This is a genomic window from Trichococcus flocculiformis (assembly GCF_963662535.1).
Classification (GTDB): Bacteria; Bacillota; Bacilli; order Lactobacillales; family Aerococcaceae; genus Trichococcus; species Trichococcus flocculiformis.
In genome coordinates, this window is the sequence record NZ_OY759718.1 from 480,001 (window position 1) to 504,773 (window position 24,773).

22 protein-coding genes, 3 tRNA genes and 3 rRNA genes (1 of these 28 running past the window's edge) are annotated in these 24,773 nt (G+C 47.0%); 24 read left to right on the plus strand and 4 right to left on the minus strand.

Annotation, left to right across the window (positions count from 1 at the left end; translation table 11 throughout):
• The 7 genes from ACKPCD_RS02560 to ACKPCD_RS02590 all read left to right on the plus strand — a co-directional run.
• A 23S ribosomal RNA gene (locus ACKPCD_RS02560) occupies nt 1–573 on the plus strand (it extends 2,341 nt beyond the left edge of the window).
• Between the two features lie 94 nt (nt 574–667).
• Nucleotides 668–783 (plus strand): 5S ribosomal RNA (gene rrf / locus ACKPCD_RS02565).
• 49 nt (nt 784–832) lie between these two features.
• Nucleotides 833–948 (plus strand): 5S ribosomal RNA (gene rrf, locus ACKPCD_RS02570).
• A gap of 502 nt (nt 949–1,450) precedes the next feature.
• Complete coding sequence (locus ACKPCD_RS02575; protein WP_068562662.1) at nt 1,451–1,735, plus strand: GNAT family N-acetyltransferase; 285 nt, start codon at nt 1,451–1,453, stop codon at nt 1,733–1,735.
• Nucleotides 1,736–2,257: 522 nt separating this feature from the next.
• Nucleotides 2,258–3,202, plus strand: coding sequence for a homoserine O-acetyltransferase MetA (metA, locus tag ACKPCD_RS02580; protein ID WP_068562661.1), 945 nt, complete (start codon nt 2,258–2,260; stop codon nt 3,200–3,202).
• A gap of 174 nt (nt 3,203–3,376) precedes the next feature.
• Nucleotides 3,377–3,449, plus strand: a tRNA-Thr gene (locus ACKPCD_RS02585).
• 160 nt (nt 3,450–3,609) lie between these two features.
• Nucleotides 3,610–4,263 (plus strand): hypothetical protein, encoded by a 654-nt coding sequence (locus tag ACKPCD_RS02590; RefSeq protein WP_086989496.1) that lies wholly within the window; start codon nt 3,610–3,612, stop codon nt 4,261–4,263.
• A 14-nt stretch (nt 4,264–4,277) separates the two neighbouring features.
• On the opposite strand, the gene ACKPCD_RS02595 is transcribed toward ACKPCD_RS02590, so the two are convergent.
• On the minus strand, nt 4,278–4,715 hold the full coding sequence (locus tag ACKPCD_RS02595; protein WP_321433905.1) for a PTS sugar transporter subunit IIB: 438 nt from the start codon (nt 4,713–4,715) through the stop codon (nt 4,278–4,280).
• 131 nt (nt 4,716–4,846) lie between these two features.
• Here ACKPCD_RS02595 and ACKPCD_RS02600 point away from each other — a divergent pair, with 131 nt between their 5' ends.
• Nucleotides 4,847–6,226: a DUF2254 domain-containing protein gene (locus ACKPCD_RS02600; protein WP_321433906.1), complete on the plus strand. Its 1,380-nt coding sequence runs from the start codon at nt 4,847–4,849 to the stop codon at nt 6,224–6,226.
• 78 nt (nt 6,227–6,304) lie between these two features.
• Here ACKPCD_RS02600 and ACKPCD_RS02605 read toward each other — a convergent pair whose 3' ends face one another.
• Nucleotides 6,305–7,525 (minus strand): MFS transporter, encoded by a 1,221-nt coding sequence (locus ACKPCD_RS02605; protein WP_321433907.1) that lies wholly within the window; start codon nt 7,523–7,525, stop codon nt 6,305–6,307.
• A gap of 349 nt (nt 7,526–7,874) precedes the next feature.
• On the opposite strand from ACKPCD_RS02605, the gene ACKPCD_RS02610 reads away from it, so the two are divergent.
• Nucleotides 7,875–8,537, plus strand: coding sequence for a TVP38/TMEM64 family protein (locus ACKPCD_RS02610; RefSeq protein WP_321433908.1), 663 nt, complete (start codon nt 7,875–7,877; stop codon nt 8,535–8,537).
• 47 nt (nt 8,538–8,584) lie between these two features.
• Here the strand turns inward: ACKPCD_RS02610 and ACKPCD_RS02615 are convergent, their stop codons facing one another.
• Nucleotides 8,585–9,172 (minus strand): ECF transporter S component, encoded by a 588-nt coding sequence (locus tag ACKPCD_RS02615; protein WP_321433909.1) that lies wholly within the window; start codon nt 9,170–9,172, stop codon nt 8,585–8,587.
• A 176-nt stretch (nt 9,173–9,348) separates the two neighbouring features.
• Between ACKPCD_RS02615 and yidD the strand changes: the two genes are divergently transcribed.
• The 8 genes from yidD to ACKPCD_RS02655 all read left to right on the plus strand — a co-directional run bounded on the left by yidD (nt 9,349) and on the right by ACKPCD_RS02655 (nt 13,995).
• Nucleotides 9,349–9,633, plus strand: coding sequence for a membrane protein insertion efficiency factor YidD (gene yidD, locus ACKPCD_RS02620; protein ID WP_086989501.1), 285 nt, complete (start codon nt 9,349–9,351; stop codon nt 9,631–9,633).
• 45 nt (nt 9,634–9,678) lie between these two features.
• Nucleotides 9,679–9,960 (plus strand): phasin family protein, encoded by a 282-nt coding sequence (locus ACKPCD_RS02625; RefSeq protein ID WP_068561291.1) that lies wholly within the window; start codon nt 9,679–9,681, stop codon nt 9,958–9,960.
• A 30-nt stretch (nt 9,961–9,990) separates the two neighbouring features.
• A complete protein-coding gene (locus tag ACKPCD_RS02630; protein ID WP_321433910.1) occupies nt 9,991–11,574 on the plus strand; it encodes an ABC1 kinase family protein in 1,584 nt (527 codons plus the stop codon).
• 127 nt (nt 11,575–11,701) lie between these two features.
• Nucleotides 11,702–11,785: transfer RNA gene (locus ACKPCD_RS02635), tRNA-Tyr, on the plus strand.
• A 1-nt stretch (nt 11,786) separates the two neighbouring features.
• Nucleotides 11,787–11,858, plus strand: a tRNA-Gln gene (locus tag ACKPCD_RS02640).
• Nucleotides 11,859–11,994: 136 nt separating this feature from the next.
• Nucleotides 11,995–13,356 (plus strand): metallophosphoesterase, encoded by a 1,362-nt coding sequence (locus ACKPCD_RS02645; RefSeq protein WP_276641771.1) that lies wholly within the window; start codon nt 11,995–11,997, stop codon nt 13,354–13,356.
• Between the two features lie 36 nt (nt 13,357–13,392).
• The gene (locus ACKPCD_RS02650) at nt 13,393–13,632 is read left to right on the plus strand and encodes a type 2 periplasmic-binding domain-containing protein (RefSeq protein ID WP_321433911.1); all 240 of its coding nucleotides are present in this window, start codon (nt 13,393–13,395) and stop codon (nt 13,630–13,632) included.
• Nucleotides 13,633–13,794: 162 nt separating this feature from the next.
• Nucleotides 13,795–13,995: a hypothetical protein gene (locus ACKPCD_RS02655; protein ID WP_086989504.1), complete on the plus strand. Its 201-nt coding sequence runs from the start codon at nt 13,795–13,797 to the stop codon at nt 13,993–13,995.
• A gap of 335 nt (nt 13,996–14,330) precedes the next feature.
• On the opposite strand, the gene ACKPCD_RS02660 is transcribed toward ACKPCD_RS02655, so the two are convergent.
• Complete coding sequence (locus tag ACKPCD_RS02660; protein ID WP_086989505.1) at nt 14,331–14,753, minus strand: cupin domain-containing protein; 423 nt, start codon at nt 14,751–14,753, stop codon at nt 14,331–14,333.
• A 221-nt stretch (nt 14,754–14,974) separates the two neighbouring features.
• Here ACKPCD_RS02660 and cdaA point away from each other — a divergent pair, with 221 nt between their 5' ends.
• The 7 genes from cdaA (at nt 14,975) to ACKPCD_RS02695 (ending at nt 24,773) form a co-directional block, all read left to right on the plus strand.
• Nucleotides 14,975–15,817: a diadenylate cyclase CdaA gene (gene cdaA, locus ACKPCD_RS02665; protein WP_321433912.1), complete on the plus strand. Its 843-nt coding sequence runs from the start codon at nt 14,975–14,977 to the stop codon at nt 15,815–15,817.
• Nucleotides 15,814–16,923: a CdaR family protein gene (locus ACKPCD_RS02670; RefSeq protein WP_321433913.1), complete on the plus strand. Its 1,110-nt coding sequence runs from the start codon at nt 15,814–15,816 to the stop codon at nt 16,921–16,923. The genes cdaA and ACKPCD_RS02670 overlap by 4 nt, the downstream gene beginning before the upstream one ends.
• A 63-nt stretch (nt 16,924–16,986) precedes the next feature.
• A complete protein-coding gene (glmM, locus tag ACKPCD_RS02675; protein WP_086989508.1) occupies nt 16,987–18,339 on the plus strand; it encodes a phosphoglucosamine mutase in 1,353 nt (450 codons plus the stop codon).
• 226 nt (nt 18,340–18,565) lie between these two features.
• Nucleotides 18,566–20,257: a PTS transporter subunit EIIC gene (locus ACKPCD_RS02680; protein WP_321433914.1), complete on the plus strand. Its 1,692-nt coding sequence runs from the start codon at nt 18,566–18,568 to the stop codon at nt 20,255–20,257.
• Entirely contained in the window at nt 20,241–22,274 is a 2,034-nt protein-coding gene (locus ACKPCD_RS02685; RefSeq protein ID WP_321433915.1) for a BglG family transcription antiterminator, read from the plus strand. Before ACKPCD_RS02680 ends, ACKPCD_RS02685 begins: the two co-directional genes overlap by 17 nt.
• Nucleotides 22,275–22,291: 17 nt before the next feature.
• Nucleotides 22,292–22,726 carry a PTS mannitol transporter subunit IIA gene (locus tag ACKPCD_RS02690; RefSeq protein WP_086989511.1) on the plus strand — a complete coding sequence of 145 codons (435 nt, stop codon included), beginning with the start codon at nt 22,292–22,294 and terminating at the stop codon, nt 22,724–22,726.
• A gap of 298 nt (nt 22,727–23,024) precedes the next feature.
• Nucleotides 23,025–24,773: a PTS mannitol transporter subunit IIBC gene (locus ACKPCD_RS02695; RefSeq protein ID WP_321433916.1), complete on the plus strand. Its 1,749-nt coding sequence runs from the start codon at nt 23,025–23,027 to the stop codon at nt 24,771–24,773.

The following is a 24,773-nucleotide window of genomic DNA, read 5'->3' on the forward strand; positions in this document are numbered from 1 at the left end:
AAGGCAGAAGGGAGCTTGACTGCGAGACCTACAAGTCGAGCAGGGACGAAAGTCGGGCTTAGTGATCCGGTGGTTCCGCATGGAAGGGCCATCGCTCAACGGATAAAAGCTACCCTGGGGATAACAGGCTTATCTCCCCCAAGAGTTCACATCGACGGGGAGGTTTGGCACCTCGATGTCGGCTCATCGCATCCTGGGGCTGTAGTCGGTCCCAAGGGTTGGGCTGTTCGCCCATTAAAGCGGTACGCGAGCTGGGTTCAGAACGTCGTGAGACAGTTCGGTCCCTATCCGTCGCGGGCGTTGGAAATTTGAGAGGAGCTGTCCTTAGTACGAGAGGACCGGGATGGACACACCGCTGGTGTACCAGTTGTTCTGCCAAGAGCATCGCTGGGTAGCTATGTGTGGACGGGATAAACGCTGAAAGCATCTAAGCGTGAAGCCCCCCTCAAGATGAGATTTCCCATCACTTTAAGTGAGTAAGACCCCTGAGAGATGATCAGGTAGATAGGTTGGGAGTGGAAGTACAGCGATGTATGGAGCGGACCAATACTAATCGGTCGAGGACTTAACCAATTTTTAAAAAGAAGAAAACTCAAGCGGTGTTTTCGGAATCCCTTTACTTTTGTAGATTCAGTTTTGAGAGAACAACGTTCTCTAATTAAAAATGTGCGGTGACGATGGCAAGAAGGTCACACCTGTTCCCATCTCGAACACAGAAGTTAAGCTTCTTAGCGCCGATTGTAGTGAAGGGTTTCCCTTTGTGAGACTAGGACGTTGCCGCGCTTTTTTTTGAAATAAAACATATAAAAAATTATATATCAGAATCACCATGTGCGGTGATGATGGCAAGAAGGTCACACCTGTTCCCATCTCGAACACAGAAGTTAAGCTTCTTAGCGCCGATTGTAGTGAAGGGTTTCCCTTTGTGAGACTAGGACATTGCCGCGCATGTTTTTATATAAATAATCAGAAAGCTATCGGCGTAAATGTCGGCAGCTTTTTTTGATATACAGGAATTTATAAAATTTTCCAGAGTGAAAAGTGCATCACCGTAGGTGTTTCACAATTTTGCAACATGTTTCATGCATCTAAAATTATGTCCAGCTTCATGGGTTAGCCCTTCGGAAAGGATAAAGGAACCCCTTGTCTCTGTGAGCCAAGGATACTATTCGACTAACCTGCTGACGCAGGAAGTCTCTCAGCATATTGCGCTCTTCGATGCTCAGTTGCATGGGACTCTTAGGGATTCATCCCTTAGAGCCCCAGTACAAGGTGACCGTAGGGAACGTTGCGTGGACAGATTTCCTAAATTTCTTTCAGGGCTGAACGAACCCGTTCAGCTTTTCTCAGCTTTAGGATTATTCGGATTAAGTCGACTTAGTATATAAAATTGTGGAACCGTGCTAAACTATATTCAAGAGTAATTGTCAGAAGGTGAGGGATTAAAAATATGGTAGATTTTGTTAAGACTAAAAACGGCTTCGCTTTGAATGATGAGAACGAACGTATGATAGCTGAAATTACTTATGCACCTTACGGTGAAGATAAAGTTATAGCCAACCATACTTATGTGGATTCGTCTCTGAGAGGACAAGGCATCGCTGAAATGTTACTGGATCGCCTTGTCGAAGAGATGCGGGAGGAAGGCAAAAAAATTGTTCCGCGTTGCTCCTATGTCGTAGCGATGTTCGATCGCAAACGCGAAAAATATGCCGATATCAAGGCAGAATTTTAATACTGTTCTCTCTTATTTTAAATATAGATGAGAGTAGCGGGCCGGAATTAGGGGAAGTAGTTCCGGCCTGCTATTTTTTATTTGGTGGAAAGGTTCAATGATGATCGGTTTTACCTATTGACAAGATTAAGGAATAATGATAATTTAATTATATTAATATAATTCGAATCTGACAATAGAATGGGCAATGATAAGAAGAGTAACTTTGGGAAGTACGTAAAGAGAGCTCCTGTGTTGGTGAAAGGGAGCGTATCGGAACAAAGTGAAGATGGTCTTGGAGCCTTTAATCGGGTGAATAATCAGCCAGATTACGTACGCAGGCGATATTCTGCAGAGTATATAAAGGATGAGCGATCATGCAATCACTTTACGTACTTTTTGAGGTGAGGATTGTGAAGTCCTTATAAAAATGGGTGGTAACGCGAAGCTTTCGTCCCATGGTCGTAAGACTGTGGTGATGGGAGCTTCTTTGTGCATAATAGAGTTGTTGAATGGACCGGTTAATAAAAAGGAGTGGAAAATATGCCGATCAAAGTATCGAAGGATTTGCCCGCCATCAAAGAGTTGGCCAAAGAGAATATTTTCGTCATGGACGAGCTGAGGGCCGTCACGCAGGATATCCGTCCGTTAAAAATCATCATCGTGAATCTGATGCCGACAAAACAAGCGACAGAAACGCAGTTCATCCGTTTACTTTCGAACACATCCCTGCAGGTGGAAGTGACCTTGCTGCGGATGGAAAGCTATGATTCCAAGCATGTTTCGGAAGAATACTTGGACTATTTCTACAAGACTTTTTCGGATATCAAAGATCAATATTTTGATGGGATGATCATCACAGGGGCACCTGTTGAGAATCTTGCTTTTGAAGAGGTGGAATACTGGCCGGAACTTGTGTCCATCATGGAATGGTCGGCAAGTCATGTTTTTTCAACGATGCATATCTGTTGGGGAGCTCAAGCGGGTCTGTACCATCACTATAATATCGGAAAGTACCCTCTGAATGAAAAACTGTTTGGTGTGTTCAAGCACACGATCACCGATAGCCGAACGATGCTGCTCCGCGGTTTTGATGATGAATTTTATATGCCGCATTCCCGCCATACAGATGTGCGCAAAGCAGATATAGAGTCTTGCAGTGCGCTTGAAATCCTTGCGACATCCGAAGAGGCAGGGGTAAGCATTGTCCGCAGCAGAGACAACCGTTTCGTTTTTGTGACGGGTCATGCTGAATACGATTTTGATACGCTTGATAAGGAATTCAAGCGTGACGTTGCTCTGGAGCGCCCCATCAATATCCCGATCAACTATTATCCTGATGACAATCCGAGCAAGCGTCCGGTAGTACGTTGGCGCGGTCATGCCAATATCCTTTTCGTAAATTGGCTGAATTATTTTGTTTATCAGGAAACACCATATGATCTGCAACGTATCCATGAGCTGCGGAATAAGCCTGCTCAAGATTAAAATTCTTACTGAAGACTGTTGTTGTTGAGTTGTCCTGGATCTAAGCTAAGCTATTTCTGAAGGTATGCAGAGAGGGTAATTTCAATTTGATGAAATTGCCCTCTTTACAAACCAGCAAAATTTATTTATAATTTATTGTGTTGTGGCTCACTTTTTGAGTGAACCTACTGCAAGGCCGGCTTAGCTCAGTTGGTAGAGCATCGCACTCGTAACGCGGAGGTCACAGGTTCAAATCCTGCAGCCGGCATAATAGTATGAACACAGATATATCAAGGTCTCCATTACCTTTGATGTATCTTTTTTTTGTCCATTTTTAACTGAAAAGAATAACGTACTTGTTGAAAAAGAATTTACCCCCTGAATGCGTATCTATTGAGTGAACGGCATTCGTGAAGGAGGCAGCAAATTTGGAAAAAAGCGAGCAGCATCATTTACTGGTTAACATGGACAAGAAAAAAATCATGGAACCGGCCCGACTGACTTGGGCAGGGGATAGCACGATTACAGGGATAGCTGCAACGCATCCGCAGTTGGGCAATCCTTTTCAATATGTGGTGTTCCAATTGTTGATGGACGAATGGAAAGGCGACAGGATCACTTTGGTTGTCGATTCCAAAGAAGTGAGAGATTACTTGTTGAAGGAAGAGGAGTATGCGTTCTATGCAGGATACAAGAAAAAATTATTGCGCCGGAGCCGGAAAGAAGCGGGGATAGATGTTGTCTCGATTGATCCATCCGAAGTTATCCGCTGGAAGAAACAGTGGGGGGAGTTCATCAACCAATACGTGCTGATCAATTATGACTCGCACCTATTCATGACTATTGATCGTCGGTTGTTCAAGCGCACGAAAAATTTGATGCCCTATTTTGTTCTGGCGCAAGCGGAAGAGCAAGCCGAGAGTAACGGCAGTTGGGCCGGGAACAGGATCGGGATTGAGCCGATCGATACGGATACGTTTGACAATGATGTCTATTTTGAAATGTTCCGGATGATAGGGGACAAATCAGCCTGCCAACTGGGTGTCGAAGATTTTCATCGGCGCCATGGCGGGATGAACTAGAAAATACAAAGCCACTATAATGAAGTGGCTTTTTTCGCTTCTTTTTGGAGCACTTTGTTGCGTCGGTAGGCCACGGATCGGGTCACGCGCATGATGTTTTCTTCACCCGGGAAGTGGACGGGGTTGATTGGGCTCCGGCCGTACATTTCGAGTACATCCAGGACATCGGTCGACAATTCACGGATATCGATCAGTCCATACATGCGCGGCGGCAGGATGTAGATGGGTTTATCCGGACTGGCGTTTTGGACCATCTTTTTGACGTCGTAAGTCAGGTGCGGGCAACAGACGACGATATCGAATCGGTCCATTTTTTCTTGGGCGATCATGAACGGAGAGAATTCGATTTCAAATTGGTCTTCCAACTGGTATTGCTGGATGTCTTTTTTTACTTTTGCCGCCAGCGCGCTGGATGAAAATCCGCCGCCGCAGCATAACAGGATATGGACCATATGACTTCCTCCATTTTTTTGATAGGTCCATCATATCATTCAATGGAAGCGCTTGAAATGTTTATGTGCTTTTTGCGGAAGGATATCCTTCTTTGCATACCATATTTTTTTCAATGGAAGGGGCATATGGTATGATGAAAGAAATAAAACGAGCAGGATTTTTACTGAAAGGGGTGAGGGATGTGCTGCAGGCATTCCGATTAACTTTTGAAGAAAAGCGCATGTGGATGACTTTGGGCGGCAGTGTTCTCTTTGCGTTCGTGCTGGCCATCGCGGTCATTCTGCTCGATACGCGATTGGTCACGGCGCTTGATTATTTTCCGGCTTTTTTGCTGACGAGCGTCAACTTGGCCAAATCGATACTGAGCCTATTGGCGGGGTCGCTTTTCTCGGTGGCCACCTTTACGTTTGCTACGATGCTGTCCGTCATTTCCTTCTACTCCTCCAACTTCAGCCCGCGTACAGTCGAAAATTTTCTTTTGCACAAGACCTCTATGCAGACGTTGGGCATTTTTCTGGGGGGATTCATTTACTGTCTCTCGTCCTTGTTCTTTATGCGCAGTTCGGAAAATGAACAACTGGTCATTTCCGCGACGGTCGCCCTCGTCTATGCCCTCGCATGTGTCGTCTACTTCATAAAGTTCGTCTATAATGTCGCAACGTCCGTGCAGTTGGAAAAACTGGTGATTAAAATTTACAAAGAGGCGGATACGATAGTCGATGAGACGATCGCGTACTTTCAGGAGAAACCGGTATTTGACCATCTTCCCCAATTAGAGACTTTGCATCAGTACACGGTCCATGCTGATAGGAATGGTTATGTGGAATATATCAACTTCGATCGTTTGGTGGAGCTGAGTACAGAATTTGAGGGGATTACGGTATTGCGCTTCAGGATTGGGGAATTTCTTTCCGGCAATGAACCGTTGGCCATTTTTTACACGAACCAGAAATTGGAGGATGAGCCGCGGCTGCAGGAAGTGCTGAACCGTAGCTTGACTTACGAAACGGAACCCTCCACGATGTTCGATCCGAATTTTGCCCGTAAAAAATTGATTGAGATTGCGCTGCGGGCAGTTTCGCCGGGAATCAACGATCCGAACACGGCGATTCACATCCTGCATTACAAGGCCTTGTTGGATGCCAAGTTTGCCCGTCTACCTGGAAGATTCGTTTTGATGGGAGAGGAAAAGAAGGACTTCGACGAGGAAGCATTACGTTACAGCGGCTGCGTATTTTATGACTTCAATAATTTCTCCAAAGACTTATATGAAAGCTATTGGCAGCTGATCCACTACATGAAGGCGGATATTTCCGGAGTAGCGGCCCTGTTTGATTCGTTGCTGACTGTCGCTTATGCGGCTCATCCGAAGAAATTGAGCTATATAAAGGATTACAGCAATTATTTGTCCAATCTGACGAGTCCTAACTTCACGGAAAGATTGGACCGGCAAAATATCGAGGAGAGGCAGCAGCGCATTCTGGGAATCGTCTGCGACGAAGAAAAATAAAGAAGAGGAATTCGAGCTCGCTCGAGTTCCTCTTCTTTATGCTGTACGGCACCACTGAATGCATGGAAGGTGGCTAATTCATATGTCTTTATTGTTGCGCTCATAAAGACTGCTGACGGTGAGCGACGTTCCGATCAAGCCTAAAATGATGATGTAACCGGCAATGAACCCAGCCGAGATGTATCCGCTGAGCGTCAATGCAAAAGCCGCCAACAGGTCAGCACCTTGGTAAGATAGGGAGCTGAAGGCCAAATAGGAAGCTTGCTTATCTTCCGGCACGAGATCGACTTTGCGGGCATTGATGTTCGGGGCGGAAGCCAGTTCGCCGATGGTCGCCAAAATCATCAACGGAATCAGAACGTAGATGTTGTTCATGACAGCAATCAATCCATAGCTGACGACATAGATCACAAGACCGTAAAGAATGGTCGCCTTTTCGGATCGCTTATCAGTGAAGCGCGATACCAAGAAAGTGAAGCCAACAACAAGCAATGTGTTGAGGACCTGCAGCAGACTGAGCATCCGGACGCCGTCGATCGGAACCGTGAAGAGTGTCAGCGTTTCGAACTCTTTTGAAAGCCGGACAGCGGTGTAGGTCTTCAGCGAGAACTCGGCCGTATTGAACAACGCCATACCCAGAATCAAAAAGAGCCATCGTGTATCTTTCGCGGCGATCCGGTAGTTCGATAATAGATCTTTTAGCCTGTTACTATGACGTTTCTTCGTGGTGGCGTTCGTGTAGTCCAACTGACTCCGAAACAATAAGGCCATTGCCAATTGCGCTATCCCGGCCACCAGGAAGAGCTGGAAAAGGTAGTGCTGAAACAGGAAGCCGCCAAGTGAAAAACCCAGAGCCATCGACAAATTGAAGGTCCAATATTGCCATTGGTAGGCTTGTTTCCTATTTTCGATGGTAGTGCAGTCCATCAGTACGGCATCGTATGCCGGCGAATACAGATTGAAGGAAATGCCGCAGACAAGGTAACCGAGAATCAACCAACCATCTGCCGAAAGCAGGCCTGAAAATCTGAAGGCGATCAATAATAGGGATCCTCCGTACAGGCTCTGGAAAATATACAGGATTTTTTTTCTTTGGAAATTATCGGCAAGATAACCGCCGATGATGCCGGCCAAGAAGCATACGACCACATTTGTCATGACGAGCAAGCCAGTCAGTTGTTGATTGAAGACGCCGGCCAGATAGATGACCAGAAAAGGAATCGTGCAGGAATAGATCAAACTGTTTATGAAAGAACTGGCCAAAGTCGATCGGATGTTCTTTGAAAATGTAGTTGCCATAAATCACCTATCTTATTAAAGTTTCTATACACTGAAAGTATCACAGCTGCCGGTATTTTTCCAGCCGGAGGCGCCTTTTAGCGCAAGATGTCCTTATTTTTAACGCTTATAAAATCTTAACTTTCTTTTTATGGACAAAATACCGGTAAGTGTTTATAATCGGTTAAGAAAATCCGACTTTTGTCCGAGGCAGACATCGGGCGTTTGCGTTATAGTGGAGACACACAAAAAGGGAAGCGCTATCAAATTTTGAGCTTCACGGAACCGATAAGGTAAATTCACAGAAAGTTTATTTTCGTCAGGTATAATCGGAAATAGGAGCAGCGAAAAAAGAATAAGAGGTGAAGAAGTGGAATTGGAGAACACCACCCATCAAGGGATTACATTGAACCGCAAAATCGTCCAGTTTTTGACGGTAGTGGGAACAGTCGTGACACTCATCTTAGGCATTTGGATCTATCGGACAGGCTTCTTTGAAGCTGAAGGCAGTTTTAAAGCGTTGTTGGATGGAATGGGTATCTATGCTCCTCTCACTTTCTTGCTGATCCAAATTATCCAGGTTGTCTACCCCATCATTCCGGGCGGAGTGACGGTCGTAGTGGCGCCGCTCGTGTTCGGTCCGCTTTGGGGGTTCATATACAGCTTTATCGGTGTGCTGATCGGTTCGAGCATCAATTTCATCCTCGCCCGCAAATACGGGAAGACATTCGTCAGAGCATTCGTTTCGGAAGAAACATACAGAAAATACTATGGCTGGCTGACGAAAGGCAAACGTTTCGAATGGCTGATGGCTTCAGCTTTTGCTCTCCCCGGCTTCCCGGATGATTTCCTTTGCATGGTCGCCGGTCTGACGGAAATGTCAATGAAACGTTTCATGGCCATCTTCCTCCTGTTCAAACCGATCACCCTGTACTTCTACGGCATCGGCGGGGCATCGATTGTGACATGGGTGTTCCTGAATATGCCGACATTCATCAAAGGGTGGCTAGCCATCCAGCCGGTATTGCAATAAAATCCAAAATAAAAACGATGAGCCACGGAGGCTTATCGTTTTTTTGCTTATTTTCTTCTGACTTTCATCAATGCCTTGGCGATGAATGGAGCGATCAGACCGGCGGCGACGGCTTCGCCGAGTCCGTTGGTTGCGACGATGCCGGCCAATACCTTCAACAGGTTGGAGGGATCGACATTCAGGGCTGTGGCGTATTCATTGCCATAGAAAAGGGCGATGAATCCCAGGACAAGCACGGTATTGGTCAAAGATCCCAAAACGGCAGCGGTGACCATCCCGACTTTCTCCTGTTTGCGTTTCAGGAAAGCATGGAAAACAAGTCCTGCGACAAGCCCTACCATGACACGCGGAACGACCGCGATGATCGGATTGGTCCAGAGCAGCAGATCCAACGGGGAAGCGGGCAGTGTGTAAGCTTTGACCATGCGCGCCAAGCCCCAGACAAGCCCAACAAGCATGCCATCCTTCGTGCTCAGGACGAAAGCGGCCACGATGACGGTGATGTGGATGATGGTCGGATTCAGTGGCGGAATCGGAATGTTGCCCAGGAAGGGAACGAATGTCTGGACGATGATGAATGCGGACAGAATGCCAAGAATGGCGATGCGGTACGTTTTATTTTTTTGTGTATTCATGAAGGCTCAACCTCTTTTGTGTTTGCATTTCGGCAAGCGCCGATATATAGGTATTCTACCAAATTGTTCCAAAAAAAAATAGCGGCAGCGGAAGTCCTTTTATTATGATGCGCAATTATTTTATTTTAGGGAGAAAAAGGGTAAAATAGCAGTATAGAGCCAGAAAGGAAGCCGCCATGAAAAAAATTTTTATAGGTTTGATACGTGGTTACCAGAGATTTATATCGCCACTGTTTCCGCCGAGTTGCCGGTACTATCCGACCTGCTCGAATTATTCGGTCCAAGCCATCCAAAAACATGGCGCAATCAAGGGCAGTATAATGGGCATCTCACGCATTCTCAGATGTCATCCTTTTGTCAAAGGCGGCTACGATCCGGTGCCGGAACAATTCAGCATCCGCCGCAACAACAAAGAAGACGAACACAATCATTCGGAGCATGAACATTCCCATGAGCACTAAGATTTTTCGGATTTTCCCATTCCAACAATCAAAGGAGCGAGTACAATGGATGAATTAAAGAAGATTTTCTTAGCAGGTGTCGGCATGACCTCCACTTCGATCGAGAAGGCTGAAAAGCTGATCAATGAGATGGTCGAAAAAGGGCGCGTTACGGTCCAGGAAGGCAAAGAACTGCAGACGGAATTGACCCGGAAAGCATCCGGCATCGTGCCGGCGACGAAAGCGGAACTCGATAATCTGCCGTTCGCCAAAAAAGAGGATGTGGAGGCGCTGGAAGCCAAAATGGACGCGATCAACGCCAAGCTGGATCAATTGTTGAGCAAATAAGCAATCGCAAAAGTTGAAGGAGGGGTCAGGATGGCAAGAGACGAACGGTTGCATGAAATAGTCCGGATCCTGTCCTCTTACGGGCTGCAATTCCTTTACCACAACCAGGTGAAGCCAAGCCGAAAAGATCAGGATCCGGAGAACCTTCGCCTTGCTTTCGAGAAACTGGGGCCGAGTTTCATCAAAATCGGCCAAATCCTTTCCACTCGCATCGATATTCTCCCGCAGGCCTTCGTTGAAGAGCTGGCGCATCTGCAGGATAAAGCGCCGGAGTTTCCGTTTGCGGAAGTCGAACGCATCTTTATGGAAGAAACCAAACTGTCATTAGGCGAAGCCTTCCTGTCCATCGATGAAAAACCGCTCGCCAGCGCGTCGATTGCGCAGGTCCATCGGGCGGTTCTCCGGACGGGGGAGGAAGTGGTCGTGAAAGTGCAGCGCCCGATCATCGATGATCTCTTGATCCGCGATTTGGACATCCTGATCCGGCTCAGCGGAAAGATCCCGAAGGAACTGGTTGAGGTGGTCGATCCGAAAGAAGCTTTGGAGCAGGTGAAAGCGAACACTTTGATCGAACTGGATTTCCGCAACGAAGCCCAATTGTTGCAGCGCTTTAGGGACCTCAATGCCACTATCGCTTGCATCGGCGTTCCGAAGGTTTATCCAGGGCTTACGACGCGCAGGGTATTGGTGGAAGAGTACATCGAAGGCACCAAAATCACCAATCGGGAACAGTTGGACTTGTTGGGCTATGATTTGGATGACATCAGCCGCAAATTGATGCTGGCCTATCTGAAACAAGTTTTCCACGACGGCTTTTTCCACGGAGATCCCCATCCAGGAAACCTGATCATCAAAGAAGGCAAAATCTATTTCATCGATTTCGGCATTATGGGAGATCTATCGGAGACCACAAAAAAATCGCTGAATGATATTCTCCAGGGATTGGCCTCGAAAGATCTGGATCGGATGGTGAAAGTCTGTCTAGAATTGGGGACACCGAAAGGACGGGTCGATAAACGCAATCTGTATGCCGATGTCGAGGTGCTGTTCGATATGTATCTTTCGAACAATATGCTGAACGTGAACCTTGGAACCTTCATCACCGATTTTATCAGAATGTTCAAACGGCATAACATCGCCATTCCGAGCGATCTGACAATCCTCGCGAAGTCTTTGTCGATACTGGAAGGTGTTTTTCTGGAAATTTCCCCTGAATTGAACCTGATTTCGATCGCGAAAGACTATCTGAAGGAAAGTTTTACGCTGACGACGCTGATGCAGAAATTTTCTGCTGAAAAGTTGGCGTTGAGGGGCTATGCCTTCATCAAGGACAGCAGTGAAATCCCAAGCAGTCTATTGGCTCTGTTGAAGCAAACGGCAAGCGGCAGGACCATGTTGCGGATTGACGTCGATCAGTTGGATGACAAGTGGAAGGACGTCAAAAAGATGTCCAATCGTGTTGTCATTTCTTTGATCGTTGCCGGCCTATTGCTGTCATCCGCCATCATGTCCGGTACACCGGGAGGTCAATTCCTGGGGCAAGCGGGCTTTGTGATTGCAGGTTTGTTCAGCATCTGGTTGCTGATTTCCATCTTCCGTTCGGGGAACCTGTAAGCTTAAGGGCTTATGCTTTTAAGGAGTTGCGACTGCATTAAAATATCTTAAAAATTGAAAAGAACCTCTTGAAAATCGATTGCCGCTGTTATATCATATATTGGTCAGCTTTTTCAGGAAAGCTAATGGAGGGATAGCGAAGTGGCTAAACGCGGCGGACTGTAAATCCGCTCCTTCGGGTTCGGCAGTTCGAATCTGCCTCCCTCCACCATTGGGCTATCGCCAAGCGGTAAGGCAACAGACTTTGACTCTGTCATTCGTTGGTTCGAATCCAGCTAGCCCAGTCATAAAAATGAAGAAGCGTTCCGGAATCATACCGATGATTTCCGGAACGTTTCTTTTTTATTAGGGAACAACTCGACAAGCGGCAAGCAGAACAACTATAATGAGTCCAAATGATCCACAAGGGGACAGAAATTTATGAAAAGAATATTCAGGGCACTGACTGTATTGCTGACGGGTCTTTTTCTCTTTGGTTTGAACAATCAAAAAGATGAGGAACGCACGGTGCAGTCGATCGCACCTTTAGTTGGGAAAGACGAAAATTTAAAGATTTGGATGGTGACGGATATCCACTACCTCTCTCCGGATCTGTTCGATGACGGCGAAGCATTTGCTCGAATGAAGGCAACTTCTGCCGGTAAAGACTTGGAGCACGTCCCGGATATGATGGAGGCGCTTGTGTGGGAAGCAGCGAAAGAACAGCCGGATCTGTTGATCGTCAGTGGTGATTTGACCTTCAACGGTGAATACCAAAGCCTGGTGGAGCTTGCTGCATTTTTTGAAAGAATCGAAAAAAATGGGACGCAGGTCAGTGTGATACCCGGAAACCACGATATCCACAGCGGCTGGGCCCGGAAATTCGAAGGCGAAGAAATGGCTGTCGTTGAGCAAGCAACACCAGAGGACTTCCAACAAATTTTTGCGGACTATGGCTATGATCTCGCCATCAGCAAAGACCCGGAGTCCTTGAGCTATGTGATGGAGCCGAAAGCGGGATTTCCTTTTTTGATGATCGACACCAATATATACAGCGAAACGAAGAGCACAAAAGCCCCGAAAACGGAGGGAAGAATCAAGGAAGAGACATACGCCTGGTTGGATGAATATTTTGCGCTGCAGGAAGAGCACCTGCAGACGATCCAGCTGGTCGGGCATCATCCGCTGCTGAACCATACCGGCAGATTAGGCGGAGGGTTTATTTTGGAAAATGCGGAAGATGCAACCGACTATTTTGCCGGAAAAGGCGTCCAAACGAGCTTTGCGGGGCACATCCATGCACAAGATATTTCCGAGGCGACGGATCGGGAGGCTCCTTTCTATGAAGTCGTAACCGGAGCACTTTCGATATTCCCCAACGCGATCGGAGAAATTACATTAACAAATGAAGAATTAGCTTATCAGCGCAAAACCTTGGACATTGAAGGTTGGGCGGAAGTTACAGGGGTTGAAGCGCCTGAATTGCTTGCCTACACGCAGACTTCCCATGACTTGTTCAAGCGCGATGGCGAGAATCTGGCTTTGCAGATGATGTTCGAAGAACAGTGGCATGAAGAGATCTATGAAGAAGCTGTCATGGATTATGTCGGAAAGATGAATGTCCGCTTTTTTTCCGGGGAGGATTACGTCGAGGATGAGCGTTCTCTGGGAGAATGGACCAGCCATGCCGGCTATCAAATCATTCAACAAAACAGTGATAATTTTCTTAAGAAATACACGAACCAATTGCTGCAGGATAAAAATCTGGATGATCGGCACATTGTGATTCCACAGCGGCAATAAGGAAGAGGTTGGGCGGGTTGCCTAGCCTCTTTCTTATTGCCGTTTTTTTTTGCCGAAACAGGTTTAGGGATCGAAATCCGTCAATACGATACGCATGAAGGCCCGCAAGAAGATACACTGAAAGGTCAAGTCGCGTTTCCCTTTGCTAAAGATGAAGCAGGCGAAAAATTGCGTAAAGCGTTTGGTGAAAAATTACAGAACTTGCTTGCTGACGGTACAATCAAAGCCTTGTCTGAAAAATACTATGGCGTCGATGTGACAGAAGTAACGGAATAATCCACTCCAGCAAACCTCCTAGGGCGATCTGATCGGCTTTCCCGCTCTTGAGATAAAAGTTCATAATTTGGAAAAATGTTTCATCAGAAAAACATGATATGATGGATGAGGCGTATGTTTCAAAAAAATAGACAATTATCGAAGAGAAAGCAGGGGAAATACATGGCTAAATGCACAGATTGTAACGTCGATTTGATTGAAGGGCTAGGTTTGTATTCGCAAGGGGTTTATCTTGTTGAATTGGCGAAGGAAAAAACATTGAACGGACACACAAAAGCGGCTTTGGAAGCGGCAGTTTGTCCAAAATGCGGCAAAGTATCGTTCTACTTGCCTGAAGAGCAATTAGCGAAATTGATTGATTGATTCTTGTGAATAATAAAGGGGCTGTATCAAACCAGAAAAGTACGTTCTGGTTTGATAGGCCCCTTTTATTTCATTTGGGAATTGAATTCACGCTCAGAAATAACCCGTCAAACCCTTGTTGGCGGGGAAAATCAATTCAAATCACAGTCGGAAAACCCGCCAAAGCCTCCTTGGCGGGGAAAAATGTTCGCGGACAACACGAGATTCCCCGTCAAAACCATTTTGACGGGGAAGTACGCTATGAACGCAATCCCCAAACTATACAATCATGCCATCAAACCAAAAAGAACGGGACTGCCTCAATTTTTGAGACAGTCCCGTTCCGCTTTTCCTCATTAATGTTCGTTCGGGTCGTTTTTTGCATCTTCATGGGTCGGGTGGACGGTTCCGGGCACATGGTCAGGGCCTGCATAAATCGTATACAGTTTGAGTGGTTTGTCGCCTGTGTTGGTGATGTTGTGCCATTTGTCGGCAGGGACAAAGACAGCGTCATCGTCGGAAACTTTCTGTTTGAAGTACAGATCGTCCTCTGAGTCGCCCATCACGCACACGCCGTCGCCTTCTTCGATGCGGATGAATTGGTCGATGCCATGGTGGACTTCCAATCCGATGTCATCGTTCGGTTGGATTGTCATCACCGTCACCTGTAATTTTTCGCCGGTCCAGATCGTGGTGCGGTAATTCTCGTTCTGCAGGGTTGCATCCTCGATGTTCACTACATAAGGTTTTTTGCCGTGATCCTTAAAATCGATACTCATTTGAATTCCTCCTAATTTAAATTAATTATCTTATTGTAATAACTATAAACTAAGTATAGCAAAGTGAGCCGGATTTGCAAACGATATGCTTCAGCTGTGATCGATTGCCCATCTGCTTCCATTGTAACGCTTATAAAGCGCTTTCTCAAGGAAACGATGCCATTGGGTAAGTTTATTTGTGATATAATTGATGATATAACTTTAAACATGGAGGTGCGCATGTGTCAATCGATTGGGGAGAAGTGATCACTTGGAGCAATGCCTTTGATATAGTGGATATCCTGTTGGTATGGTATCTGGTCTACAAGTTGATCATGATTTTAAAAGGTACACGTTCCATTCAATTGCTGAAAGGAATCGGGATTATTGTGCTGATCAAACTGGCTGCGGTCACGCTTCAGTTGCAGACTATAGATTGGATCATGAATCGCGTCATCCAGTGGGGTGTCGTGGCGGTCATTGTCGTTTTTCAGCCGGAAATCCGAAAAGGATTGGAGCATTTGGGAAAGACTGGATTCAGAAAGAAAGCCAAACGTTCAATCAATACGAGTGAACGTTTGGTGATGGAACTGGATAAAGCGGTCCAATACATGGCAAAGCGAAAAATTGGAGCTTTGATCTCCATCGAGCAGCAGGACCTGTTGGACGAGTACGCTGCCACGGGGATAAGAATCGGTGGGGAAGTGACTAATCAGCTGCTCATCAATATTTTTATTCCCAATACGCCTCTTCATGACGGAGCAGTCATTATTCAGGATTACAAAATCGCAACCGCAGCCAGTTATCTGCCCTTGTCGGAGAGTTCTTTCATCCCGAAAGAGTTGGGAACAAGGCATCGTGCCGCAATCGGACTTGGTGAAGTCAGTGATGCCATCACCATCATCGTTTCGGAAGAAACAGGTGGTGTCAGTATAGCCCATAAGACAAGCCTGCTGCGCGAAATGAGCCGAGATGATTTTGTCGCCTATCTGACAGACCAACTCGTTGTGGAGGAAGAGGAAGAAAAAACTACCAATTTCATACAAGATTTCTTTGACAATACGAAATGGGGTGGTTCTGAATGAGAAAACAGCAGGATGATAAGTTTCTGGAAAATAAGTGGGTCGTCAGAGGCCTGTCTTTCTTGATCTCCTTATTGTTGTTCACCTATGTCTACTCAGAAAACTACGGCTGGTCCACGAGCACCAGCAATAGTTCCATCAGCACCAGCAAGCGGGAAACCATTTCGAATGTCCCGATCCAGGTGAATATCGATACAGACGAATATTTTATTTCGGGATTGCCGGAAACGGTGGTTTTGACATTGAATGGGCCGGAGAGCGTGCTCGTGCAGACGATTTCGGCCGCGGATTACCGCATCGTGACGGAGAATCTGGATGAATTGGGGCCAGGGACGCATACGATCCAATTGACGGCCGAGAATCTATCGAATGAAATCGATTATGCGATTACGCCATCACGAGTGAATGTCGTCATTGAAGAGCGGGTTGCCATCGAGAGCCCGGTGGAAGTCCGCTTCGATGAATCTTTGGTAGATCCTAAATATTTGGCAGGCGTTCCGGAACTGAGTGTGGATACTGTAACGTTGACTGGTCCGGCTTCGACCATCAGCCGTGTGGATAGTGTTTATGTGACAGTCGCAGCTGAAAATGGCTTGACAAACACCGTGAATATGAATACTGTAGTACAAGTAGTGGATGCAAGTGGGAATAAGTTGAATGTTTCCGTCGATCCGCAGGAAATTTCCGTCCGCATTCCGATTTCACTGTACGGGAAAAAAGTTCCGTTGGTCATCCAACAGATCGGGGTTCCGCTTGAAGGGAAAGCCTATACGATTGACGTAGATGGAGAAGCCAGTGTGACCTTGACGGGCGATAAGTCTATTCTTGCTGATATTGATGAGGTATTTCTGCCGGTCAGTGTCACAGGCGTAGAGAGCAATACCACCCAAACACTCACGATTCCGGTAGTGAATGACACTTTGACGGCCACACCGACAACAATCAAGGTAAACATCCGTGTGTCGAATGCTGCCGAGACCCCAGCTGATTCGGAGACGACCGCTGATGAAGGAGAGTCCTCCTCTTCCGCCGACGAAAGCAGTGCTGTCGCATCTTCGGCTTCAGATAATCCGAAAAGCGAAGAGGGTCAGTCGGATAGTAGTTCATAAATTAAAAATCAAACGAATCCATGCAAAGAAAATAAATGAAAAATCTAAAGGAGATTATAAGTAATGGGTAAATATTTTGGAACAGACGGTGTCAGAGGCGTTGCGAACAGCGAATTGACGCCGGAATTAGCTTTCAAATTAGGCCGTTTTGGAGGATATGTTCTAAGACAGCACGCTAAAGATATCGCACATCCGCTTGTGTTGGTTGCGCGTGATACGAGAATTTCCGGTCAATTGTTGGAATATGCATTGGTTTCCGGCTTGTTATCAGTCGGTATCGAAGTATTGCAATTGGGAGTCATCCCGACACCGGGCGTGGCTTACCTGACACGCATTCAAGGTGCCGTTGCAGGGGTCATGATCTCTGCTTCGCATAATCCTGCAGGCGATAACGGTATTAAATTCTTCGGATCGGATGGCTTCAAACTGTCGGACGAACAGGAATACGAGATCGAAGCCTATTTGGACCAAGAAGGAGATGATTTGCCGAGACCTTCCGCAGACGGATTGGGCACGGTGGATGAATATCCGGAAGGCGTCCTGAAATACGCACAATACCTGCAGACGACCATTCCGGATGATCTTTCCGGCATCACAGTCTGCTTGGATGCGGCAAACGGGGCAGCTTCGCCTGTCGTCAACCGTCTGTTCGCAGACTTGGAAACAGACTTTTATACAATGGGTGCAAATCCGGACGGCATAAACATCAACAAAGGCGTCGGTTCGACTCATCCGGATGTCCTAGGTAAATTTGTCGTTGAGAAAAAAGCGGATGTCGGCTTGGCATTTGATGGCGACGCCGATCGCTGTATCGCTGTAGATGAGAATGGACGCATTATCGACGGCGACCGCATCATGTTCATCTGCGGTAAATATTTGAAAGAGCGCAACAAATTGAATCAAAACACAATCGTCTCGACAGTCATGAGCAACCTGGGTTTCCATTTGGCTGTGGAAGCTGAAGGCATGACGGCCTTGAAGACGCAAGTCGGCGACCGTTATGTCGTGGAAGAAATGCGCAAAAATGGTTACAATTTGGGCGGCGAGCAATCCGGACACGTTGTCTTCCTGGATATGAACACGACTGGGGATGGTCTTTTGACGGGTATTCAATTGTTGAACGTCATGAAACAGACCGGTAAAAAACTTTCTGAATTAGCTGATGAAGTGACGCTTTACCCACAAGAATTGGTGAACGTACGCGTTTCCGAAAAAGACGGCGTAATGGAGATTCCGGCTGTGAAAGCTGTCATCGAAGAAGTTGAATCCGAAATGGCAGGCAAAGGACGCATTTTGGTGCGCCCAAGCGGAACAGAACCGTTGTTGCGCGTTATGGCTGAAGCTGAAACAGATGAAAAATGCCATGACTACGTTATGCGCATCGTAAATGTCGTAAAAGCCGAAATCGGCATCTAAGAGATAGAGCCTGTAAACGATTTTATGGTCGTGGAACACTGCAGAGGTGGTGTTCCACGGCATTTTTTGTTTAGTGATCAGTGGTGAAGTATAGCTCCCATGAGTGGTTTGAAGCCATCCTTCAGAACAATGATTGCAAATATACACAATCATAAGTTTATGGTTATAATGTAAGCGAAACCAATGCGTAACGAAATCGACAGGTTAATGATAGGTAGGTGCAATCATGATAAAACCAAAACGATTCTATGTGCAAGCAGATCTTTTCGAATTACCGAAAACAAGGCGGGTCGGTCATTATCTCAGCGGAATGATCATGCCGAACGTGAGTGTCTTCATCACGTGGGGAATCATTACCACACTAATCCAATATCTTCGGGGACCGCTCCAAAGCTCTTTTCTTGAAATGGATCGCCTCATGATTCAGTTTCTCTTCCCTGTGCTGATCGCTTATACCGGGGGACGATTAATCGAAAATCGCGCCGGAGTAGTGGCGGCTGTCGCAGTGATCGGAATGCTCACGGAATCAGAAGATCCGCAAATACTGGGGGCCATGGTCATCGGCCCGTTGATCGGCTGGATTGTGTTTCTGTTCGACAAATATGTGTTGCCTAAAGTAAAGCCAGGTTATGAAATGCTTGTCCGTAATTTTTCGGCGGGAATCCTAGGCATGCTGTTCGGCTATTTGAGCCTTGTATTTATCGGCCCAATCATTGCGGGCATCACGAATCAGATTGGATTTTTTGTAGGCTGGCTGATCCAGCGGAATCTGCTGTTGTTCACGAATCTTTTTATAGAACCGTTGAAGGTATTGTTCTTGAACAATACGCTCAACCATGGCATCCTTACGCCGCTGGGGATTGAACAGGCAGGGGATGCGGGGACCTCGATTTTGTTCTTGATCGAGACCAATCCCGGACCGGGTCTGGGGGTTTTGTTGGCGTTCATCCTGTTCAGCCGAAAGGAACTGAAGGCCACAGCCAGTGGTGCTTTCATGATCCATCTGTTCGGCGGGATCCACGAGATTTACTTCCCGTTCGTTTTGTTGAATCCGCTGCTGTTTGCAGCCGTCATTTTAGGCGGGATGAGTGGCACTTTGATTTTCGAAATGTTTCAAGTGGGACTGAAAGTTCCGGCTTCACCGGGATCAATCGTGGTGATTTTGGCGAATGCACCGCAAGAGATGTTACTGGGGGTTGCGAGTGGCATTGCAGGAAGCACACTGGTAAGTTTTATAATCGCTGCCCTCGTGATCAGGAAAGACCAGACAAAAAAAGAAATTTCAGAAAAGGTGACGAAAGTGACAGAAATCCGGACAATTTTATTCGCATGCGATGCAGGAATGGGTTCAAGTGCGATGGGAGCCAGCCTGATGCGCCAGCAATTGCAAGCGAGCGGGATTTCGATCCCGGTGGACTACACGTCGATTTATCGCGTGAACGATGATCCCCATCTTTTGCTCATTACCCAAAATGAGTTGAAGCACTTGGCCGAAATCCAAGCCCCACACGCACAACTTGTTACAATCGGAAATTTTTTGGACCAGGAAGAGTACACGAAAGTTATCACGATGCTGACTGATGAACAAGAAAATGAAATGATTCCGGAAGCAATTGGAAAAAAACTGCCGTACCAGAAAGTCATCTTTTTGTACGCGGATGGCGTGCGTGGTTCACAGACGATGGCCGTACAAGCGTTTCGGAATCTGGCGGAAAAGCAAAATATCGGAGTTGATGTCGAAAAGCAGCCATTGGAACAGTTGATTGCGGACCAACATAATTTGTATATCGTCACGGAGGCCTTTGCTGCTGAGAACGAGCTACCAAAGGGGCCGTTGCTGGTCGTCGAACATCTTATCGCAACGAATAAATACGAGAAACTATTAAGGGGAGATTTGTCAGATGTTTCTAACTCCTAGAGAGACCCTCATTCTAAAAGAATTGCTGCATTCCGCCTCACCGGTTACCGTGGAACGCTTGATGAGCCTGCTGAAAGTCAGCAAGCGAACGGTCTACCGTGAGTTGGCAAATCTCGAGCTTTCTTTGGAATCCATCGGCGCAAAGCTGGAGAAAGAAAGCCGGGGCCGCTTTCGCTTGCTTGCGGAGGATGCCGCAAAAGCAAAAATCCTTTCCATTGTGTCTGAGGATGAACCTTCCGAATTATCCGCCACGGAGCGCCAGCATGCCATTTTGCTGCAGCTGTTGAACAGTGACGAGCCGATCAGCATGCAGACGTTTTTGGACGAATACTTGATCAGCAACACCACGTTTTTTGCCGATATCAAACAGTTGGAGCTACGTTTGGCGCGTCTGCCCTTAACGATCGCGAGAAACCGCGGCTATGAACTGGTAGGCAGCGAAAAGTATCGCCGACTTCTGTTGGCCAATATTCTGGGAATCGAGATCAATGAGTACCACTTCTTTCACTTTTCTGAATTGGAAGATAAAGAAAGTTTCTTTATGCAATTCGTCAATCAGGAGCAGCTGCTTTTTGCTCAAAAATTAGTGCGAGAAATCGTCGAGCCCCGCTTTTCCGACTTGAGTGATCGGAAGCTGGAGTTTTTGATTTTGATGCTGACGATTTCCATGGATCGCGTCCCGCGAGGCCGCCAACTTGTGGAAGAGTCCTATGCGGGACAAATCAACAAGGAAATTTTGGATCTGTCGAAGCAGATTTTTGCTAAAATCGCAGCCCATACGAAGCAATTGTATGCGGTCAGCGAAGTCGTTTTCTTCGCTAATCTGTTGGGCGATTTCTTCAGTGACTTGGATAATGATTTTTTTAACGAAAGCTTCGATCCGCGTTTGGCGTACCAGGTGAAGCAATTGATCGAGAACGTCAGTCAGGATGCCGAAGTCAATTTCTTTGAAGACAGCAATCTTTATAAAATGCTTTTGACGCATCTTTCCGCGGCGTTGAGCCGCGCCATCCTGAATCAAGGGAGCCTGAACAATCCCATCCTGGAGCGGATCATGGGGCAATACTCGGAAGTTGCGGGTGCGATCCGCAAAGCCTTGCCGAAGGTGTTCCCGCAGCAGGAATTTTCGGAAGAGGAGATTGCCTATATGGTGCTGCATTTCGCCAATTCCCTCGAACGCAGCCCGAAAGTCATCGCGGTGGATATTGCCGGCATTTCCCCGAGCGGCTTGGCCTCTACGCGGATGCTGGAAATGCGTTTGCGGAAACATTTTCCTTTCATAAATGAAATCGTCTTTTTCCGGATAGCCGACCTCGGAAAACTGAATCTGGAAGAGAAGTTTGACTTGACCATCTCCACTTCCTTGTTGCCGGGGTACAGCGGGAAATACTTATTGATTTCCCCGTTGCTCCTGGAGGACGAGATCAAGCAACTCAAAGAAGCGTTCCGCGCAATCGATCATACGACGCGGCATGTTCAACCCATGGCGAAGTCCAGTCTGCCCGACAATGATGACTATCAGGAAGTCATGACATTTATCGATGAAATCAACCAGTTGCTGAAATACTTCTTCGTCAAGATGCTGGAAAACAGCGCCAGCATTTCCGAAACCGTCGCTTTGGCAGTGGAAAATATTTCAACTGAAATCATTGCGGACCCGGCAAAAGTCCGGGATAAATTGATGAACCGCTATCAGCAAGCGCCGATCGGGATACCAAATACCCATTTCGCTTTGTTCCACGCCTCCCATGCTGCGGTCCTTCAGCCTTGTTTTTGTGTCTTTGATCTGCAGACACCCCTGGAAATAGTCGGTATGGATAAGGAACCGATGACTTTGACGCGGATGTTGGTCATGCTGGCGCCCGATCCGATCGAAGAGAATGTCGCTAAGATGCTGGGGAAAATCAGTGGAGCGATCATCATGAACGATTTAGGGATGGAGATTTTCAATTCCGGTAATGAAGCAATCATCTACCAATTGTTGTCGGCGCTCCTGATCGAAGAAGTCAAGAAGTAAAGAATTGAGGAATCCGTATGATTACAATCAAAGATGAGCATATATTGTTGGACCAAACCTACAACAACGCCGAAGCCGCAATCGTTGCCGCCGGTGAATTCCTAGTGGGGCAAGGATTGGTGTCGCCGCCTTACATCGATTCGATGCTGGCGCGCCAACGTAAAGTGAGTGTCTATGTCGGCAATTTTGTCGCCTTGCCTCACGGGGATGGCGAGGGACAGCCCTATATTGAAAAAGAAGGTATCTGCTTGATTCAGGTGCCCGACGGCGTCAACTTCGGCAGTAGCAAGGAGCCGCAAATCGCGACTATCCTATTTGTGGTGGCATTGAAGGAAAAACAATTGGAAGCTTTGCAGGACATCGCTTTTTTCTGCTCGGATATCGAAAACGTGATGGCGTTGAGCGATGCCAAAGATCTGCGGGCGATCCAGAATATTCTCCAAAACAGTTAACAGGAACAAGTAAATATCAGTGCAAAAAGCAAGCAACATCCCCTCCGGTGGAATGTTGCTTGCTTTTTTTGTGCGCCTGCTGACAGGAGAAGAAGGAAGGAATGAGGAATGAGGGCGCAGCTCCGGTAAAGAGTCCGTTCCCCGGAGAAGAGTGAAACAGATCTCAGCAACGATGCGCTCCGGATACATGTATCAAGTCCTGGCACAAATAAACGTGCCAAAGCACGACTATAAACCAATCGAGGAAGCGCATACAATAAAGACATCAAAAGAAACAGTTTGAAGGGAGAAACAAAAAATGGAACAGACACAACAAGCCTCGCTGAAGGCAAAGGTTCAAAAGTTAGGCAGCACGCTTTCAAGCATGGTGATGCCGAATATAGGGGCACTCATCGCCTGGGGAGTTTTAACGGCACTATTCATCCCGGATGGTTACTTGCCGAATGAGTCCTTCGCTTCGATGGTCGGCCCGATGCTTACGTATCTCATTCCTTTGTTGGTCGGTTACACGGGAGGTAAAGTGATCGCAGGCGATCGTGGTGCGGTTGTCGGCGCCATCGCCACAATGGGCGTGATTGTAGGGACGGAGATCCCGATGATCATGGGTGCCATGATCATGGGACCGTTGGGCGGTTTCACGATCAAGAAATTTGATGCGATGTTTCAGAACAAAATCAAGACCGGTTTTGAAATGCTGGTCAACAATTTCTCGGCCGGCTTGATCGGATTCGCTTTGGCACTTGTAGGGTTCCAAGCGATCGGACCTGTGGTTGACCGTTTGACACAAGCAATGGCAGCCGGGGTTGAAACGATCCTGAACGCACAATTGATTCCTTTAACGAATATCTTCATCGAACCAGCAAAAATTCTTTTCCTGAACAATGCAATCAACCACGGCATTTTGACACCGTTAGGAACGGAACAAGTCAGCGAAACAGGACGTTCGATCCTCTTCCTGCTTGAAGCAAATCCTGGCCCTGGTTTGGGCGTGTTGTTGGCTTTCACTCTATTCGGCAAAGGCTCAGCGAAATCAACAGCACCGGGCGCGATGATCATCCACTTCTTGGGTGGGATCCACGAAATCTATTTCCCTTACGTCATGATGAAACCGCTATTATTTCTCGCAGTCATCTCGGGTGGTGTTTCCGGAAGCTTTGTGTTCCAACTTTTAGGCGCTGGTTTGCGGGCTCCGGCTTCACCAGGTTCGATCATTGCGATTTTGGCTATGACACCGATGGGTTCTTACTTGCCAGTCATTTTAGGGGTTGTCGCCGGTGCGGCAGCATCATTTGCGGTAGCAACGGTCATTTTGAAGGCAGACTCCAAAGAAGCAGTCGATAATTTTGAAGAAAGCGTCAAAGCGACCCAAGCCGCAAAATTAAGCGCAAAAGGCTCAGCTGGACAAACAAGTCTGACAAATATGTCGGGCATCCAACACATCATTTTTGCTTGCGATGCAGGGATGGGTTCAAGCGCAATGGGCGCTTCTATCCTGCGCAAAAAAATAACTGTAGCCGGGTTACCCCAAGACGTCACCAACCGCGCCATCAATAATCTGACGGATGCAGCCAATACGTTGATCGTCACCCAGGAAGAACTGAAGAATCGTGCCCAACAGAAAGCACCGAATGCAACGTTTGTGGCGATCGAGAATTTCCTGAACTCGCCAAAATACGATGAAATCGTAGCTACGCTGTCCGGAACCGATCTGAAAGAGACAGCCGTTGCACCTGCAGCATTGCGCCTTGACGTTGACTTAGCGCACATCAATGAAATTGTCTTGGTCCATGATGACCGCAAAGGCTCCGCCACCATGGGGAAAAAAGTAGTGGAACGGATTTTGGAGAGGGAGGCGCTGGACATCCCTTTAAGAAAAATGCATATTGACGAGCTGAAGGCATCTCCGCAAACATTGGTGATCAGTAAAAACAGTCTGACGCAAGCGGCCCAGCAAAAAGTTCCTGCAGCGGTTCATCTGTCAGTAGACAGTTTGATCACGACATCGAAATACGAGAGCGTCGTCGCCAACTTGAAGCAAATAGCGTAA